This is a genomic window from Streptomyces sp. SID12501 (assembly GCF_010550245.1).
In the GTDB taxonomy this organism is placed as follows: Bacteria; Actinomycetota; Actinomycetes; order Streptomycetales; family Streptomycetaceae; genus Streptomyces.
Genome location: NZ_JAAGLU010000038.1, coordinates 59,750 through 78,926, shown reverse-complemented (window position 1 = coordinate 78,926; position 19,177 = coordinate 59,750). Strand labels below are relative to the sequence as shown.

Genomic DNA, 19,177 nt, shown 5'->3' with positions numbered 1-19,177 from the left:
GGGGCGGGAAAGGATCAGCTGGGACATGGCGAAGCGGCGCCGGCGGAACGCAGTCGACCGGTGATGTGCGCGGCCGCGCCTTCCATGAGGGTGTCGGCGATCGCCTCGACCGTGCGGACCCGCCAGGGTTGCAGGGTGGTGCCGGCGACCACCTGGTTGAACGCGCCCATCGCGGGGCCGCAGTGGACCAGATAGTCGACCGTGGACCGCGTGTCGCCTGTCACAGCGAGCCGGTGGCCGCGCTTGGAATAGCCGCGGCACAGGGCCGCCAGCTCCGCCTTCGGCTCTGCGTCGGGCCCGGCGCCCGCGGGCGACTCGCCGCCCAGATAGCGGTCGAGCAGCTGGGTCCTGGTGGCGTCGTCGAGTGCGGCCGGAGAGGCGTGTGCGCGCCAGAGGTCGTACAGCTTGCCGGCTCGTGCCGGGAAGAGCAGGCCTCGCCGCAGATAGTGGGCCCGGGTGCCCAGGTCGAACATCTCGGCCCAGGGGGCGGTCGCCACGTCGTACTCGTGGGCCTCCTGCAGGATTTCCTTCACCGCGGAGCTGGTGGCGGCCTCCACCGAGCACTGGTTGACCGAACCGGTCAGCACGAACTCGGCGCCGAGCAGGAAGGCCGCGGCGGCCGCCTCCGGGGTGCCCATGCCGCCGGCGCATCCGACGTGCACCCGCTGCCCGGGCAGGGCGGTCACGTCCCGCAGCCGCAGCACGGCGGGCAACAGGGTCAGCAGATCGGCCGTGCCGGTGAGCCAGCCGCCGTCCGCCTCGACGCACAGGTCGTCCGCCATCGGCCGGCCTTCAGCGGCACGGGCCTGCGCCTGGGTGACCTCCCCGGCCGCGAGCAGCCGCTCGACCAGCCGCCGCGGTGCCGGCGCGAGGAACTCGGCGGCGATGTCGGTCCTGGTCACCTTGGCCAGGATCCGTCCGCCCCCGAGCCGGAACCGCACCAGCGCCGGGGTGATCAGGGGGAAGCCGGATGCCTCCACGACATCCACACCCCGCCGGAGGAACAGGTCGACCTGCGCGGACTCCTCGTCGGGTGCGCCGTGCCGGTGAAGCAGGTTCGCCCCGAGGGTGCCGCCCGGGCCCAGGTCATCGGCCAGGTCGCGCAGCTTACGGTCCACCTCGGGCAGGGTGAGGCCGGCGGTCCCCAGGAACGCCAGGAGGCCCGCCTTGGCCGCCGCGCGGAGCATCGCCGGGCCCGAGATCCCGCCGTACATCGATCCCATCAGGTAGGCGCGCCGCAACCCGTACCGCTCGCGGAAGCTCCGGGCGCCCAGTCCGTCGGCCTCGACCGCGATCCCGGGAGGAACCTCCGGGAGGGCGGTGCGGGGGGCCGGATCCGGGCGGGACGCGGGAGCCGGCAGCGGCTCGGCCCCCTGTCTGATCCGGGCGACCAGTTTGGTGAGCACCTCGCCGGGACCGAGTTCGACGAACTCGAAGTCGCCGTGCCCCATCAGGGTGCGCACAGTTTCGGTCCACCGCACCGGCGACACGATCTGTGCGGTCAGCGTCTCCTTGAGCGCTTCGGGGCGGTACGGGCGCGCGTCCACGTTGGCCAGCACCGGGACGGCTGGCGGGCGCAGGGTGAACTCGTCCAGGAAGCGGGCGAACTCCTCCGCGGCGCCGCGCATGTACCGGGAGTGGAACGGCGCGCTGACATTGAGGCGGGCGGTGCGGGCGCCCACGGCGTCGAAGGCGGCGCAGGCGGCATCGATCCGCTCCACCGGGCCGGAGAGCACGAACTGGTCCATGGCGTTGTGGTTGGCCAGGTCGAGGCCGTCGAGACCCGACTCGGCGAGCACCCGGTGGACGGTCGCCTCGTCGGTCCCGACCACCGCGGCCATCGTGCCGCCACCGGCGGCGGCCATCAGCTCACCGCGTCGCCGCACCAGCCTCAGTCCGGTCTCGAAGTCGTAGACGCCCGCGGCGAACAGCGCCGCGTACTCACCGAGGCTGTGGCCGACCAGGTAGTCCGCCGGCACCGGGTCCGCAACCACCCGGTCCAGATGGGCCAGGGCGCTCACCACGTAGAGCGCCGGCTGGGTGAACTCGGTGCGGCCGAGCCGGCGTTCGGGGTCCTCCACGCACAGTTCCCGGATCGAGTAGCCGAGGACCCGGTCGGCGACGATCGTGTGTTCGGGAAACCTCTCGAACAGCTCCGCACCCATCCCTCGCCGCTGCGAGCCCTGGCCCGGAAACCCGTAGACCTTCATGCGCTGTGCCTTCCTCGGTGTCCTGCGCGTTTGGGGAGGGCGGTTGGTCAAGGTGCGGACCTTCGCCAGCGCGGCGGGATCATGGCCGAACGGGCTGAGCAGGGACAGTGACCTGGACCGTGTCCCTGGCGGTGCGTTGCCGCGCACGAAGTTGTCGAGAGTGCCCGAGGGGCCGAGGTCGAGGTAGAGGAAATCGCCCCGGTCGCGCATGGCGGCCATCGTGCGCTCGAACGCGATGGGCTCACGAACCACTCGCCGGAAGTGATCGGCGCTGGGCCGCTCGACCAGGTGTCCGTCGACGCAGGACACCCAGGGGATGCGCGGCGGGGCGAACCTCGTCCGTTCGAGGGCGCTGCGGCACTCGGCGAGCACGGGGGCCATCAACGCGGAGTGGTAGCCGTACTCCACAGCCACCCGCTGGTGCGGCACATCGGCGGCGCGCAGCGCGGACTCGGCCCGGGCCACGGCCTCTTCCGTGCCCGAGACCACGAAGTGGCCCGGGTGGTTGCGGGCGGCAACCTCGCACTCGCGCAGTGCGGGCACCCGGTCCAGGACGTCCGGCCCGGCGAGCACGGCGAGCATGCCGCCGCGAGGGCCCTTTCGCAGGGCAGCGGCCTGTCCGACCAGCAGCCCCAGGCAGTCCCTCGCATCGAGGCTGCCGGACAGGGTGGCCGCCGCGTACTCACCGAGGCTGCAGCCGATCAGGTAGTCGGGCTCGACGCCCGCCGCCCGCAGAGTCTCGGCCAGCGCGAGTTCGATCATGACGATCGCCGGATGGGTGAACCGGGTGTCGGTGAACGGCTCGCTCCTGCGCTTCGCCGGGTCGAATACCCGTGCGAGCACGGATTCGCCCAGCTCCTCGGCGACCACCGCGTCGTAGCGGCGCAGCGCCGCGCCGAACACCTCGTCACCGGCGAAAAGCTCCTCGCCCATCCGGTAGTACTGCGAGCCCTGGCCCGGGAACATGAAGACGACGGGCAGGGGCTGCGTCGGAGTGTCAACGGCCATGGCTCCGGGCCTCCCTGGTCGCAGCGGCCCGGTAGCCGTTCCAGAAGGGCTGTGCGCCCGGCCCCGCCGCCGGCTCCGCCGCCCGGTGGTCGTGCCAGAAGAGCCCCGCTCCGGACCCGGTTGGCTCGGCCGCCCCCCGGATGACGACCCTGCGGTCCCACTCGGGTCTCGGGAGCGGGGCACGGTCGCCCTGGTGACCCGCGGGAGCGGGGGTGAGCACCAGGTGTGCGTTGGTGCCGCCGTCGGCGAAGCAGCTCACAGCGGCGGCCTCGGCCGAGCCCGGCCACGGCTCGGCCTCCCGCGGGAAGTACAGCGGCGAGGCATCGAGGTCGAAGTGCTCCAGCGGTTCCTGCCCGGAGCCGAACGGTACCTGCTGCCGGTGGTGCAGCATCAGGACGACCTTGATGAACGAGGCGATCCCCTCCGCGGCCAGCGGGTGGCCGATGTTCGGCTTGACCGAGCCGAGAGCCACCGGCTGCGCCGAGCCCGCCCGGTAGACCGCCTCCACCGCCTTGAGTTCCAGCAGGTCGGTGACGGCCGAGCCGGAGCCGTTGGCCTCGATCCATCCGACGTCCTGCGGGGACAGGCCGCTGCGCGTCAGCGCCTCGGTCATCACCTCCTTGTGCGCCTCCAGGTTGGGGGTGGCGGGGCCGGCTGTCCGGCCGTCGTTGTTGACGGCGATGCCCTTGAGGACCGCGAGCACCCGGTCTCCGTCCGCCCGCGCCCTGTCGAGGGGTTTGAGGACGACGACGCCGATCCCCTCGCCGAGCACCACTCCGGCCCCCCGGCGGTCGAAGACATGGAACTCCGTACCCGGGTTGAGCAGTCCCCGCTGTCCGAACACCTGGTAGGGCCGGTCGTCGGTGAGCAGGCCGACCCCGGCGACCACGGCCGACTCGATGTCGCCCGAGCGCAGCGCCTGGGCAGCTGCGTCCATCGCCACCAGGGCGGAGGAGCAGGCGGTGTCGACCACCAGGCTCGGTCCCCGGAAGTCGAAGAACTGGGAGACGTTGGCGGAGAGGTAGTTCTGGCCGGTGACCACCACCGGGTTCGCCGCCCGCTCCAGGCGCGCGGCGTCCGGGGTGTGCGTGGCCCGACCGCCGACGTACACCCCGATCCGGCGGCCCTTGAGCTCGGCGGGCTCGTATCCGGCGTGGTGGACGGCGTTGTCGACCTCCTCCAGGAGCAGCAGCGCCTGCGGATCCATGGCCGCGACATCCGCCCCGGACAGCAGGAAGGACTCCGGGTCGAAGCGCAACACGTCCGGCAGCAGGCCGGCGTGGTATCCGAGCGGCCGGCCGAAGCGCCGGTCGGGAACCGGGCGCAGCGCCGACCGGCCCTGGCGCAGCAGTTCCCAGTACTCCTCGGCGGACCCGGCCTCGGGGAAGCGGCAGGACAGACCGATCACGGCGATGTCCGCGGTGGCGCGGGCCGTTTGCGCGACGGCCGGTGCGGGGTGCAGGGCGGAGGTCACGACAGCCCGTGCGGCGGAGGCCGGGGTGTCCGCGGCGGCCGCACCACCGAAGGCCGCGAGCAGGTTCTCCTCGTGCTTCTCGGCGAGGTACTCGGCGAACCCGTCGGCGGTCGGGTGTTCCAGGAGCGCCGACGGGTCGAGCGACACGTCGAGCCGCTTCGCGGCGGTCTGGACGAGCTGGGCGATCAGGATCGAGTCGATGCCGTAGTCCTGGATCGGCACATCCCCCGCCAACGCGGCCCGGTCGAACCGCAGTTCCGCCGCGAGCCGGTCCAGCAGCCAGGACGCCGCCGACCCGGCCGCGCCTCGGACCGCCTCGGCAGCGGACCCGGAGGCCGTTTCGGAGCGGGTTCCGGGTCCGGCGGTCTCCTGCGCCGCCTCGGTGGTGGGCGGGCGGTGGTCCGTCAGCCGCCCTGGACTCCAGTCCGCGTCCGGACGTACCACCGCGGGCAGCACCACCCGGGCGCCACTCGCGATCGCCCGTTCCAGCAGGGCGAGTCCCTGCTCGTCGGAGAGCGCGGCCAGCCCGGAGGACCGGTAGGCGGCGCTGCGCACCTCGCCCGCACCGGTGTCCTTCCAGCTCGGCCACTGCACGCTGACCAGTGGCAGCCCGTAGGGGCGTGCCTCGGCGACCGCGTCCAGGTAGGCGTTGGCCAGTGCGTAGTCGCTCTGGCCGACGGCGAGCGCGGGAACGGCGGCGGCGACCGAGGAGTAGAGCAGGAACAGGCTGAGCGGTTCGTCGCGGAAGCACTCCACGAGCGCGTCGAGGCCGAAGACCTTCGGGCCGATCACCCGCGCCATGCCGGTCTGCGGCTTCCGTACGAAGGCGGGGTTGTCGAAGTCGGTGAATCCCGCGCTGTGGATCACCCCGCCGACCGGCCCCAGCCTCAGTTTCACCTCCGCCAGGGTCTTGGCCAGGGCATGCTGCTCCTCCAGCGGCACGGCGCAGACCTCCAGCTCGACCCCTTGGTCGGCCAGCTCGGCGAGGGGGCGCAGCCTGCGGCCGAGTGCGCTGCCCGCGGCGATGTGCGCGGCCCATTCCGTCCGCGGCGGCAGTTCCTCGCGGCCGGTGAGCACCAGCTTGCGGACGCCGTGCCGGGCGACGAAGTACCGGGCGGTGAGCAGTCCGATCCCGCGCGTGCCACCGGTCACCCACAGCACGTGGCCGTCCGGGAAGCGCAGGGCGTTCTCCGGACCGTCCGCCAGTTCGCGCAGCTCCGAGCGGAGCCGGACGTCGTCCCGGTAGGCGACGTCGGCCAGCTCCCCGGCCGTGCCGAGTTCGTCGGCCACCCACCGGCACAACTGTTCGTCCGAGGTGTGCCGCTCCACGTGGACATGGCGGGAGCGCACATGGCGGTACTCGCTCTGGAGCATCCGGTAGAGGCCGGCTCGGGCCGCGCCGCCGAGGCCGGGCGTGCCGGTTTCGGTGTCCCGGGAGACCAGCAGGGCGCACAGCCCGCCACGGCCGTGGTCGACGAGGTGCTGCAACCAGCCCAGCCAGGGGGCCAGCCGCGCGTGCTCAGGATCGGCATCCGTACCGGTACCGGTACCGGCGCAGCCGGCCAGGTCGACCACGGCGTCGAAGCGGTCCCAGCGGGTGGCCGGGTCGGCGAGGTCGGCGGCGAGCCGGTCGTGAGTAAGCACCTCGGCCCGGGGCAGGGCGGCGGCGACCCGGGCGGCCAGGCCCTCCGTGCCCGGTGCGGCCAGCACCGCGGTCCGGACCGGCGGTGCGGTGCGGGGCCCCGGGTCGGCGTGGACCCAGTGCCGGGTCAGCAGCAGACCCTCCGTGGCCCCGTCGGCGCCCAGGGCGGCCAGTTCGGCGTCCGCCGCGGCCAGCCGGATCCGGTCTCCGCCGAAGGGATAGCCAGGCAGTGCCATCCGGCGAGGCCGGCCCGTGGGATGCAGGGCCGCCCAGTCCACCGGCCGGCCCGACGTCCACTCGGCGGCATACCCGGCGAGGTCGTCCGGCGGCGGGCCGGCCGCGAGCGGCCTGCGCAGGTTCGCCACTCCCGTCCAGCTGGCGGCCGGTTCGGCGCCGGCGGCGAACTCCTCCAGCCGCTCGGCCAGTTCCGCGAGGTCGTGGAAGACCACCGCGAGCCGGTGCTCCATGGCCTCACGGCCCCACTGCAGAGTCCACGCCACCTCCTCGGGTGCCGCCTGCGCACCCTCGGCGCGCAGGTGTACGGCCAGCCGACGGGCCTGCGCGGTCAGCCGGTCGGCGTTGCGGGCGGAGAGCACGGCCAGCTGCGGACCGGTGGAGACGTTTTCGGCCTGCGACTCGCCGAGGTACTCCTGCAGGACGAGATACGCGTTGGTGCCACCCGCGCCGAAGGAGCTGACGCCTGCGGTCCTGGGCCGTGCCGTGCCGTCCGTGAGGACGTTGCGAGGCCAGCGGGCGAGTTCGCGCTGGACGTGGAACGGGGTCGCCGCGAAGTCGATGTCCGGGTTGAGCCGATCCGCGTGCAGCGACGGAACCAGCTCTCCGTGGCGCATCTGGAGCAGCACCTTGGTGACGCCCGCGATTCCGGCGGCGGCCTCGGCGTGCCCGATGTTGGACTTGACCGAGCCGATCGGCAGCCGGTCGGGCAGGTCGTCGCGGAAGGCGCGCAGCATGCCGGAGACCTCGATCGGGTCGCCGAGCGCGGTGCCGGTGCCGTGGGCCTCCAGGTAGTCGAGGTCGGCGGGGCGCAGTCCGGCCCGGTCGAGCCCGGCCCGCAGAAGGTCGCCCTGTGCCTTCGGGCTGGGCGCGGTGAAGCCCTTGGCCTCACCCCCGTGGTTGACGGCGGAGCCCTTCACCACGGCCAGGATCCGGTCACCGTCCGCGAGGGCCGCGTCGAGGCGCTTGAGGAGGACCGCGCCCGAGCCGTCGGCCGGGACGTATCCGGTGCCGCCAGCCCCGAAGCTGCGGCACCGGCCGTCCTCGGAGAGGAAGCCGCGGGCCGCGAGCTGGAGGTACTTCACCGGGTGGCTGGAGATGTTGACACCGCCCGCGACCGCCGTGTCGCAGTCGCCGTTGCGGATGGCCAGGCAGGCCTGGTGGATGGCGACGAGCGAGGAGGAACACATGGTGTCCACGGCGACGCTGGGCCCGGTGAAGTCGAAGAAGTACGACACCCGGTTGGCCACCGAGGCGTACGACGAGGTGGGCGCGAGGCCGTTGCCGCGCAGCGCGTCCTGGACGCCGTACAGCTGGTAGTGACCGTAGGCCAGGCCCACGAAGACTCCGGTGCGGGTGCCGCGCAGTCGCTCGCGGGTGCAGCCGGCGTCCTCCAGCAGATGCCAGACCGTCTCGAGGAAGACCCGCTCCTGGGGGTCGGTGTGCTCGGCGTCGAGCTGCGACATGCGGAAGAACAGCGGGTCGAAGCGGTCGGCGTCGCGCACGAAGCCTCCCCACCTGCCGTACGTCCTGCCGGTGGCCGACCTGTCGGCGTCGTAGAACCTGCTGTGGTCCCAGCGGTCGGCCGGTACCTCCTGGACGCTGTCCCGGCCGGCCCGCAGGTTCCGCCAGAACTCGTCGAGGTCGTCGGCCTCCGGGTAGCGGCCCGCGACACCGATGATCGCGATGTCGCCGCTGGGACGGACCGCGGGAACCGGCTCCGTGACCGGTCCGGCGGCCGTTGTGGCGGGTGACCCGGCCGCGGCGAACACGTCGGGGTGGGCGGCGGCCAGCTGGCCGGCCAGCTCACGGACCGTCACGTACTCGAACAGCAGGGTCTTCGAGAGCGGGCCGACGTGTTCTTCGAGCTGCCGGATCAGGTTGAGGGTGATCAGGGAGTCCACGCCGTAGTCCCCGAAGGGCTCCGTGAGGGCGATCTCCCGCTCGGGGAGCTTCAGTTCGGCCGCCAGCAGACGCAGAACCAGGTGTTCGGCCCGGGCACGTTCGTCACCCGAGGGCGCCGCGGCGGGCCGGGTGGCGGTCTTCGGGGGCGTGGACGAGCCGTCGAGGGCCGTGAGCACGCGCTCCGGGTCGCCGGGGGTGAGCAGCAGTCTCGGTGCGTCGCCCGCCAGTGCCCGTTCCAGGGCGTCCAGGGCCTGCCCGGTCGGTACGGGACGCATGCCGAGCGTCCGGGCCATGTGCTCCTGGGCCGAGGCGTCGATCCGCATGCCGCCGTCCGCCCACACCGGCCAGGCGGCGGCGAGGGTACGGCCCCGCCGGCCGCCCTGGCGGCGCTGCCGTTCCCGCTGCTCGGCGAAGTGGTCGAGAAACGCGTTGGCGAAGGCGTAGTCGGTCTGGCCGACGTTGCCGAAGACGGCCGCGGCGGAGGAGAACGCCACGAAGTAGTCGAGCGGCTCGTCGCGCGTCGCCTCGTCGAGCAGCACGGTGCCGCGCACCTTGGCGGCCAGCACCGCCTCGGCGTCGGCGCGTTCCTTGCCCCGCAGCAGGCCGTCCCGGAGCACTCCGGCGGCGTGCACGACGCCGCTGACCGAGCCGTGGGCCCCCCGGGCCCCGGCGATCAGCGCGCGAACCGAGGCCGGGTCGCCGACATCGGCCCGCACGATGTCCGCGCCGATGGCGAGCGCACGGTCACGGGCCTCGGGGCCGGGAACGCTGCGGGCGGCCAGCACGATCCCGCCGTCGGACACTCCCGCGGTGTGGCGTACGGCGGCGATGTGCTCGGCGAGCAGCAGGCCGAGGGCGCCGGTGCCGCCCGTGACGATGTGCGCACCGGAGCCGGTGAACGCCGAACCGGCACAGACCGGCAGACTCACCTGCCGCCACCCGCGGCGCATGCGGCCCTCGATGCCGACGCGGACCTCGGCCTCGCGCTCGGCCCCGAGTTCGGCGATCACCGCGTCGGCCAGGCTCCCGGACGCGACCGCCAGTACGCCGAAGTCCACCAGAGGATGCTCCAGGCGCACCGAGCGGCCGAAGGCGGCCATCGCCGGCTGGGCGGCCGAGGCGGCCGGGTCGGGATGGACGAAGAGGTAGCCGAGCGGGCCGCGCCGCTCCCGCTGCCAGGCCTGCAGGAAGGCCGTGGCCGCGTGGAAGCCGTACTCCACCGCGTTGTCCGGTTCCGGGTGGTCACCGGCCAGCTGCACCACATGCACCGGGCCCGGCGGGAAGGCGCGGACGGCGGCCTCGGCGTCGAATCCGGCGGACAGTTCGATGTGCCGGGCGGCCAGTCCGGCCGCCGCCAGTGCGGCGTTCAGCTCGGCGCCTCGCGAACCTGCGTCCAGTACCAGGACGGAAGCCGGCGCAGCACGGCGGATCGCCGGGGCCGGCTGCCAGTCCGGTGCGAAGGCGGCCACCGTCTCCGCCGCGGGCGGCACGGGGATCTCGGCGGTCGGCAGTGCGGGATGCGGCAGCGCGGTGGCCGGCTCCGGGGCCGACGGGCCGGGCTCCGGAGCGATCCAGTGCCGGGTCCTGGCGAACGGATAGCCGGGCAGGTGCACACGGCGTACGGCCTCGCCCGGGTGCGGGGCCGGCCATTCGACCTCGGCGCCCCGGAGCCAGTCGGCCGCGACCGCGCCGACGTCCTGGCGCGCGGCGGCCGTGCGCGCGGCGGGATTCCGCTCGGCCCGTCCGATGCGTACGGCGGACGGGCGGCCGGCGAGGTACGCATCGAGTTCGGCGCGCACCTCGGCGGTGCTGTCGGCGACGACGGCGAGGCGGTGGGCCATCGGGTCGCGGCCCGCCCGGAGGGTGTACGCGAGGTCGCCTGCCGGGACCTCGTGCTCCTGGAGGTGGTCGACGAGCCGCCGGGCGGAGGACCGCAGCGCCTCGGGGGTGCGGGCGGAGAGAACGAACAGCCGTTCTTCCGTCCGCTCATCGCGGGCTTCGGGCGCTTCCGGTTCCTCCAGTACGACGTGCGCGTTGGCGCCGCCGAAGCCGAAGGAGCTGACCCCGGCGCGGCGCGGCGCGGGCCGCCCCGCCCCGTCGACAGGGCGGGGCCACGGTGTGGTCTGCGAAACGACGTACAGCGGGGAGCCGGCCAGCTCCAGATAGGGGTTCTGCTCCTGGAAGTGCAGGCTGGCCGGGATGGTGCGGTGCCGCATCGCCAGGACGGTCTTGACCAGGCCGGCGATGCCTGCCGCCGCCTCCAGATGGCCGATGTTGGTCTTCACCGAGCCGACCGCGCAGGTCGGCGGCTCGGGTACCGGCCGGCCGGCCGAGCCGTACAGCTCGGCGAAGGCGTCGCGCAGACCGGCCGTCTCGATCGGGTCGCCCAGCGCGGTCCCCGTACCGTGCGCCTCGATGTAGCCGACCGTGGCCGGATCGATGCCGGCGGCACGGTAGGCCGCGACGAGCAGCTCGGTCTGGGCACCGGGATTCGGCGAGGTCAGCGACGTGGTCCTGCCGCCGTGGTTGACGGCGGCGGCCTTGATCACCGCGTCCACCGGATCGGCGTCGCGGACGGCGTCGGTCAGGTTCTTCAGTACGACGACTCCGACACCCTCGCCCCGGACGTAGCCGTTGGCGCTTGCGTCGAAGGTCCTGCACCTGCCGTCGGGGCTGAGCATCTCGCTCTTGCTCAGCGCCACGTAGAGGTTCGGGCTGAGGATGAGACTGACCCCGCCGGCGATGGCCAGGTCGCACTCGCCGTCCCGCAGTGCCCGGACGGCGTGGTGGACCGCGGTGAGCGAACCCGAACAGGCCGTGTCCACCGCCATGCTGGGCCCGCGCAGGTCCAGCAGATAGGACACCCGGTTGGGGATGACCGACAGCGCGGCGCCGGTGATGGTGTGGCCCTCGGTGGCCCGGCCCGCCGCGCGCTGGACGTCGACGTAGTCGGAGTTGGTGACCCCGATGAAGACGCCGACCCTGCGGCCCGCCAGCGTCGAGGGCGGGATGGCCGCGTTCTCCAGGGCCGCCCACACCGTCTCCAGCAGCAACCGCTGCTGCGGGTCCATCAGTTCGGCCTCGCGGGGCGAGATGCCGAAGAAGGCGGCGTCGAACTTGTCGACGTCCGGCACGAAGCCGCCCCAGCGGGAGCGGGACTTCTCCTCGGTACCGGAGTCACCGTCGTACGCCCGCCAGTCCCACCGCTCGGCCGGGATCTCCTCGATCAGATCGTGGCCGGCGAGGAGATGCGCCCAGTAGGCGTCCAGATCCGCCGACTGCGGAAGTCTCGCGGCCATGCCGACGACGGCCACGTCCTTGGAGCGGGTGACGGCCGGGACGGCCTCGGCAGCCGGGACCGCCGTTGCGCTGTCCGGCCGGCGGTCCGCTTCACGGTCGTCCTCGCCGTGTCGGGCCGCCGTGGGAGCGGTCGGTGCCGGGCCGTCACCGTACCGGGCTCCCAGGGCGACGCCGTGGTTGTCGGCAAGATGGCGGAGCAGCCGGGACAGGGTCGGGAAGCGGTAGAACGCCGTGGGGAGGATCTCGGCGCCGACCAGGTCGGACAGTTCCAGGCTCAGTTCCGTGAACCGGATGGAGTCCAGCTTGAACTGGCCGAACGGGATGTCAGGGTCGATCTGTTCCGGCCGTAGGCCCGCGGCACGTGCGACCATCGCGGCCACTTCCCCGGCCAGCCTTCCGGCGACCTCGCCGCAAGGGGCCCCGTCGGAGGGCGCCTCGCCCACCGCCCGGACCGGATCCGGGACGGAGGGCGTCACCGGGCCGGATGTGCGCGAGGACTGGCCGGCCCGCGCCGCCGGGCCGCCGGACAGGCCGGCCAGGGCCGCGCGGTCCACGCCGCCGTCCGCGGTGCGGGGAAAGTCGTCGACCGGGAGGACCGCGTCGAGGCGCAGGTGAGCCGGCAGCAGTTGCCGGACCAGCTCCGGCAGGGACACGTCCAGGGACGTGCCGGGGTCTGCCTGGTAGAACCCCCGGAGAAACGTGCCGTCCTCGCCCTCCAGTGCCACGACCGCCATCTGCCGTATCCCCGGCAGCCGGGCCAGGTTCGCCTCCACCTGGCCGATCAGCGCCTCGTCGGCCTCGGTCCGGGGCGTCGCAGGCCGCCGGACCTGCAGCTGGGCGAGGCTGCCCGCAACCGGCCGGCCTGCCTGCCTGCGTGCCCCGGCCGAGGAGACGAGCCGGTCCGGGTCGTCCAGGAGCCCGGTGAGGACCGCGACGAACCGGTCGGCGATGGCGGCGGCCGTACTCGGCTCGAACAGCTCCCGGTCGTACTTGACCGTGAACAGGAAGTCGCCCTCCCCCTCGACAATCTCCAGGGTGAGGTCGAACTCACCTTCCTGGTGGACTCCGCCGACCATCCCCTGGACGAGCCCTGCGTGCTCCTGCGGCCGTACCCAGTTCTGGTAGTAGAAGGCTGCCCGGAAGAGGTCGGGGCAGGTGAGCCGGCCCGCCTGCCGGAGCTGCTCGATCAGCGTGATCAGCGGATACTCGCCGTGCTGCAGGGCGGCGAGGGTGTCCCGGTGCACCTCGGCGACCACCGAGCGGAACGCGTGGTCCAGCGGCACGCGCCCGTCGATGACGACCATGTTCATGAAACAGCCGAGCGTCTCGTCGAACCGGTCGCCGGGGCGTCCGGCCGTGGGGGTGCCGACCAGTATCCGGTCCTGGTCACCGTAGTGACGCAGGACCGCGTAGTAGCCGGCGAGCATGACGCTGAACAACGACACCCGCTCAGCGGCGGCGAACGCCCTGGCACGGGCGACCAGCGCCGCGTCGATCCGCCCTTCGACACTGGCCCCCAGGAAGCGAGGCTCCGCCGGCCGGGGCCGGTCCGTGGGCAGGGACAACTCGGGCACCGGCCCGGCCACCCGGTTCAGCCAGTAGTCGCGCAGCCGGACTCCCTCCGGGCCCGCCAACAGGTTGCGCTGCCACGCCACGAAGTCGGCGAAACGGGCGGAGGGCGGGCTCGGCGTCCAGGCCGTGCCCGCGACCCGGGCACGGTAGGCGTCCTCCAGCTCCCGCAGGACGACACCGATGGAGACACCGTCGAAGACGATGTGGTGGACTACGGCCAGCAGTGCGCGCCTGCCGTCGGGCAGGCTGTAGAGCGTCACCCGCAGCAGGGGTCCGCCCGCCAGGTCGAACGGACGGACGCGCTCGGCCCGCATCCGCTCGCGCAGCGCCTCCTCATCTGCGCTGTCGAGGCGTTCGTGCCGGAGGTCCGCCTCCTGCCGCACTGCCACGTACTGCGCCGGCTGCCGGTTCTCGACCGTCACCGTCGTGCGCAGCGCCTCGTGCCGGTCGACCAGGTCCTGCAGGGTGCCGCGCAGGGCCTCGGCGTCGACCCGCGGATCGAGCCAGAGCGCCAGTGGGACGTTGTAGGCGGCGTTGTCCGGCGCGACCCTGTTCAGGATCCACAGGGCACGCTGCCCCTCGGACAGCGGACCGACGACCGGACCGGCGGCTGTCGGCCGAGGGGCGGGCGCGACGGTCGGAGGCGACTCATGGGCGGCGTCCGGCACGGGGCCGAACACTTCCTGCTCCGTGTAGTGCCGGGACAGCTCACGCAGCGTCGGGTGCTCGTAGAAGTCACCGAGCGACACCGTGACCCCGAACTCCTCGGTGATTCCGGAGACGATCTTCATGCCGGTGAGCGAGTCGAACCCGTAGTCGGCCAGCGCCCGGTCGGGATCCGGGGCCTCGTCGAGCTTCAGGGCCCGCGCCACGATCGCGGCCAGTCGGGCCGTCAGCGCCTCGGAGGGGGCCGGCTCCGTCCGGGCCGGCTCCGGCACCGGCGCGGACACCGGCGCCGCACCGGCCTGCGGCGCGGCGGACCGCTCGGCGCCGAGCGGTCCGCCGCTCTCCGCGACGATGACGTGCTGGCCTCGCGGCCGGCTGTCCGGGCCACGGCCGTCCGCCACCACGACCTGCTCGAAGCCGCCCTCACGCAGCAGCCGCTGCCAGGTGGCCGGAACGGTCAGGGGCGAGTCCGGCAGGCGCAGTTCACCGTCGTCGAACAGCCACCAGCCGTCGAGCACCCCGCCCACGACCGTGGTGTGGTCCCAGACCTCCGTGAGTTCATTGAGGACGAGCCAGCCGTCCGGCCTCAGCAGTGCCTTCGCCTTGCCGAGCGTGGCCCGCAGGTCGCGCGTCGCGTGCACCACGTTGGTGGCGAGCACCATGTCGTACGACCCCGGGGTGAACCCCTGTGCCTCGATGCCCTTCTCCAGGTCGAGCACCTGGTACTCCAGGATGCCCAGGTCGCCGAACACGCCGGTCAGCCGTTCCTCCGCGTTCTCGAGGAACCTCGGCGAGATGTCGGTGAAGCAGTAGGTGACCTGGCCCACGTGGGGCGCCAGCACCGGCAGGACCGTCTCCGTGGTGGCCCCGGTGCCGGCGCCGAGTTCGACGACGCGCAGCCGCTCGCCGGGCGCGAGCCGTGCCAGTCGCTGTCCGAGGTAGGACCGCACGGCGACGCCGACCAGTTCGTTGAACGAATCGGAGAGCGCGTTGGCCTTGTAGAAGCTCTCCACCAGTGCCATGGACGAGCCGGGGAACATGATCTCGGTGGCGCGGATCTCGCCGCGCAGGATCTGCGGGTACGAGCGCAGGAAGAGCCGGGTCAAGGTGACCGTGGCGGCCAGTTCGGGGTGGTCCGCGGCGATCCGGTCGAACTCCGGGTCCAGTTCCTCGGGGCCGAGGGTCTGTGTGGGGGCCCCGGACAGCAGACGGCACCGTTCACCGTCGAACTCCACGTAGCCCGCGCTGCTCAGGATGTTCAGCAGCGCGCCGTACAGCCGCTGGTACTTCGGCTGGATGCCGAGGCTGCTCCACAGCTCCCGGCGGTCGAAACTGTCTCCGGGGTTGAGCAGGACGCCCATCCGGCGGAAGACCCCGAGCACGGCTGGGCGGCACAGGGCGGCGAGCCGGTGGTGACCGGTGAGCACGCTGTCGACGTCGTCGGCGCGTCCGGCGCGGGAACGCGCCAGTGCGTCCGCCACGTGCGCCAGGGACGGGCCGCCGGCCGCCGCCGTCAGTGCGGCGGGCCGTGCGGAGACGGTGCCCAGCGCCGCCAGAGCGAAGTCGCGGGCACTGATCGGCATCACCTGCGGCAGCGGGTTGCCCAGGATCCGGTGGAAGGCCGACAGCCCGTCGGCCACCGACAGCTCGCCGATGCCCAGGCCGTGGAAGATCTCGCGCAGGCCGGGCCGGGCGCCCGAGCCGATTCCGCCCCAGTAGCCCCAGTTGACGACCCGTACGGGGTACTCGCGCCGTCCGCCCAGGTGCAGGGCGTAGGCGTCCTGCAGTGCGGCGGCGCAGCTGTAGGCGCCGTTGCCGGCGGTGCCGGCGAACGCGCCCACCGAGGAGAAGAACGCGAGGAAATCGAGCGGCTGGTCCCCGAAGACCTGGTCGATCGCCACGCTGCCGTCGGTCTTCACCATGAGCGCGGCGCGGAACGCCTCCTCGTCGAGTGCCGCAAGCGGGCTCGGGGCGAAGGTCATGCCCGCGTGGATGACGCCGTGGACCGCGCCGAAGCGGGCGCTCACCTCGGCGGCGGCTGCCCGCAGCGCCTCGGTGTCGCAGCAGTCGGCCCTCAGGTGGAGCACCTCGCCGCCGAGCCGGCGCGCCCGGTCGGCACAGGCACGCTGGTCCGCGTCGAGCGGGTTGCGGCTGATCCACACGACCCGGGCCCGGTAGCGCTCGGCGAGGTGGACGGTGAGTTCCCGGCCGATGCCGCCGGCGCCGCCGACGATCACGTACACGCCGCGGTCCCGGAAGGGCGGCTGCTGCGGCTCGGGCAGGTCGACCGGCTCGAGCGCGGTGGTGTAGCGGGTCCCGTAGCGCAGGAGCACGGTCCGCCCGGAGGAGTCGCACGGCTCGGCCAGCACGGCGGCCAGCAGCCGGTCCCAGGCGGCGTCGTCGGCCGTCTCACGCTGCGCGAAGTCGAGGCAGACGGCCTTGAGCTCGGGGTTCTCCTTGGGCAGCACTCGGGCCAGTCCATGCAGACCGGCGGCGAACGGGTTGGTGACCGGGGCGTCGAACGCCCCCACGGCGTCGTTGGTCACGACCTTCAGCTGTACTCGGCGCCCGTCGCCGCCGGCCAGGTGCCGGGCGGTCCGGAACAGGGCGAGCAGTCCGCGCCGGTAGCCGTCTTCCAGTGATCCGGTTGCGCCGGTGGCCGGGAGCCGGATGCCGCCGAGGTGGTAGACCCGGTCCACGGGGCCCGCCTGGGCCAGTTCCGTGACCAGGTCGTCGCGGTCCAGGTCGACCAGCCGCACGTCGTCGTCGCGGTGGTGTCCGGCTATGCCGTCCGCCAGCCGCGCGGCGTCGGCCGAGCTGAGGATCACCACCCGCAGACGGCCCGCGGTGTGCTCGTCAAGAGCGGGGGCGGGTCGCTGCGCGGGCACCCAGGTCGGGCGGTAGCAGACCATGGGCGACGGTTCGGCGCCCGCCTCCGCCGATGTGATCGGTGCGGGGCCGGAGGGCAGCCGTTCGGGGCGCGGCGGTATCTCCGGCAGCCAGTAACGCTTCCGGGCGAAGGGGTAGGTGGGCAGGCCGATGCGGCGGGCGGTGTTCTCGGACCGCAGCTCGGACCAGTCCACCTCGGCGCCCTGCGTCCAGTGCTCGGCCACCGTCCGCAGATCCCGCTGCCGCTGGGCCCGGCTCACCTGCTCCCGGTCCTGCTCCGAGGGCCGGTACCGGGCCGCGACCCGGCCGGTGGCCACTCCCGCCGCCGAGCCCTCGGCGCCGAACGCGCGCAAAAGGGCTCTGACTTCGGCCAGGTCTGCGGCCGGGAACGCCAGCCTGGCGGTCATCGGCGTGCGACCGGTCTGCAGGGTGTGGGCGACGTCGCAGAGCAGGAGCTGCTGCGGCTCGGCCTCGGGGTCGGGGTCGGCCAGGAGCCCGCTGAGAGCCCGCAGCGTGGTGCCGCCGGTCAGCAGGCCAGGATTCAGCCCCCTGCCGAACTCCGCTTCGAGCTTCTCGGCGAGGACCGTCAGCTCGGCCGCGCGGAAGCCGTACTCGCCCAGCGGCGTGACCGGGTCGAGGTCATCGGCGCCGACCTGGAGCGCCCCTGCGGCCAGCCGCAGGCACGCGGCCTCGACCTGCGTGTCCCGCACGGCCGGCCCGCCCGGGCGCGGCGCGGCGGTGCCGGCTGCGTCCAGGAAGTCGGCGAGCCGGGCGGCCGACTCACTGAGCCGGATCTCGTCCCGTGCGGACAGGACGATCAGTTCCGGACCGGCCTCGCTTCGCGGCGGGCGCGGCGCGGCCTCGTCCGCGAGGTACTCCTCCACGATCAGGTGCGCGTTGGCGCCGCCGCCGCCGAAGGAGCTGACGCCGGCCCGCCGTGGCAGCTCGACGCGCTGTCCGTCGGCGCGGACGACGACCGGACGCTCCCAGGGCTCCGGCTCCTGCGGGACGTAGAACGGCCCGTCGGCGAACTCGATGTCGGGGTTGAGCTCGGCCGAGTGCAGCGACGGCGCGATCGTCCGGTGCCTGAGCTGCATCAGCACCTTCGTCAGGCCCGCGATGCCCGCGGCGGACTCCAGGTGACCGATGTTCGACTTCACCGAGCCGACCGCGCACCGCGTGAGCCCCTGCGCCAGGCCGTCGTCGATTCGCGTGCGGAACGCCTTGACCAGGCCGGAGATCTCGATCGGGTCGCCCAGCGGCGTGCCGGTCCCGTGCGCCTCGACACAGCCGACGGTCCGCGGGTCGATGCCCGCCCGGCGCAGGCCGGCCGTGATCACCTCGGCCTGGGCCTGCTGGCTGGGCACCGTGTAACCCCCGGTCTTGCCTCCGGAGTTGACGGCGGATGCCCGGATGACACCGTGGATCCGGTCGCCGTCGGCCACCGCGCGCGACAGCGGCTTCAGCAGTACGGCGCCCACGCCCTCGCCGTCCACGAAGCCGTCCGCGCCCAGGCCGAAGCTGCGGCAGCTGTCCCCCGGTGAGGTCATCCCGGCATCGGAGAGTGTCCGCAGGTGCGAGGTGTCCAGGATCAGGTTCACGCCGCCGACGATCGCCGCCGAGCAGTCCCCGGCGCGCAGGCTCTCGCAGGCCAGATGGACGGCGGTGAGGGAGGAAGAGCACGCCGTGTTGACGGTGAGGCTGGGGCCGCGCAGGTCCAGGATGTAGGAGACCCGATTGGCGATGGACCAGTGGCTGGAGCGGGCGCTGTTGGCCACTCCGAGACCGGCGGCACGTCCGCCCATCCACTCGTAGTCGCTGTGCATCACCCCGACGAACACGCCGACCGGGTTGCTCTGCTCGGCGAGCCGGCGCGGCGGCCAGCCCGCGTCCTCCAGCGTCGCCCACACGGTCTCCAGGAAGACCCGCTCCTGCGGGTCCATGCTCTCGGCCTCCACGGGGGCGATGCCGAAGAACAGCGGGTCGAACGAGTCCGCGTCGTCGATCAGCCCAGCCCACCAGCGGTGGTCCGGCAGATCGGCGCCGGTATCCGGCTGTCCGTGCCCGCGTCCGGGCAGGAACTCCCCGATGCAGTTCTCGCCGTCATGCACGCGGGTCCACAGCTCTTCGGGGGTCGCGGCGCCGGGATACCGGCCTGCCAGCCCGATGACCGCGATCCCCTCCGGAGCCTGGGGTCCGCCACCCGCCTCCCGCAGGAGTCGCAGCAGTGCCTTGCGCTTGTCATCCATGACGTTCCTCCCGCATGCCGCACGGCAC

Annotated in this window: 2 protein-coding genes; both read right to left on the bottom strand. The window is 73.4% G+C overall.

What is annotated here, in order from left to right; translation table 11 throughout:
- Nucleotides 1-14 precede the first annotated feature (14 nt).
- Nucleotides 15-3,218: an ACP S-malonyltransferase gene (fabD, locus tag G3I71_RS35845; protein WP_164321462.1), complete on the bottom strand. Its 3,204-nt coding sequence runs from the start codon at nt 3,216-3,218 to the stop codon at nt 15-17.
- Nucleotides 3,208-19,149, bottom strand: coding sequence for an SDR family NAD(P)-dependent oxidoreductase (locus G3I71_RS52400; RefSeq protein ID WP_164321460.1), 15,942 nt, complete (start codon nt 19,147-19,149; stop codon nt 3,208-3,210). The genes fabD and G3I71_RS52400 overlap by 11 nt, the downstream gene beginning before the upstream one ends.
- Between the last annotated feature and the right edge of the window lie 28 nt (nt 19,150-19,177).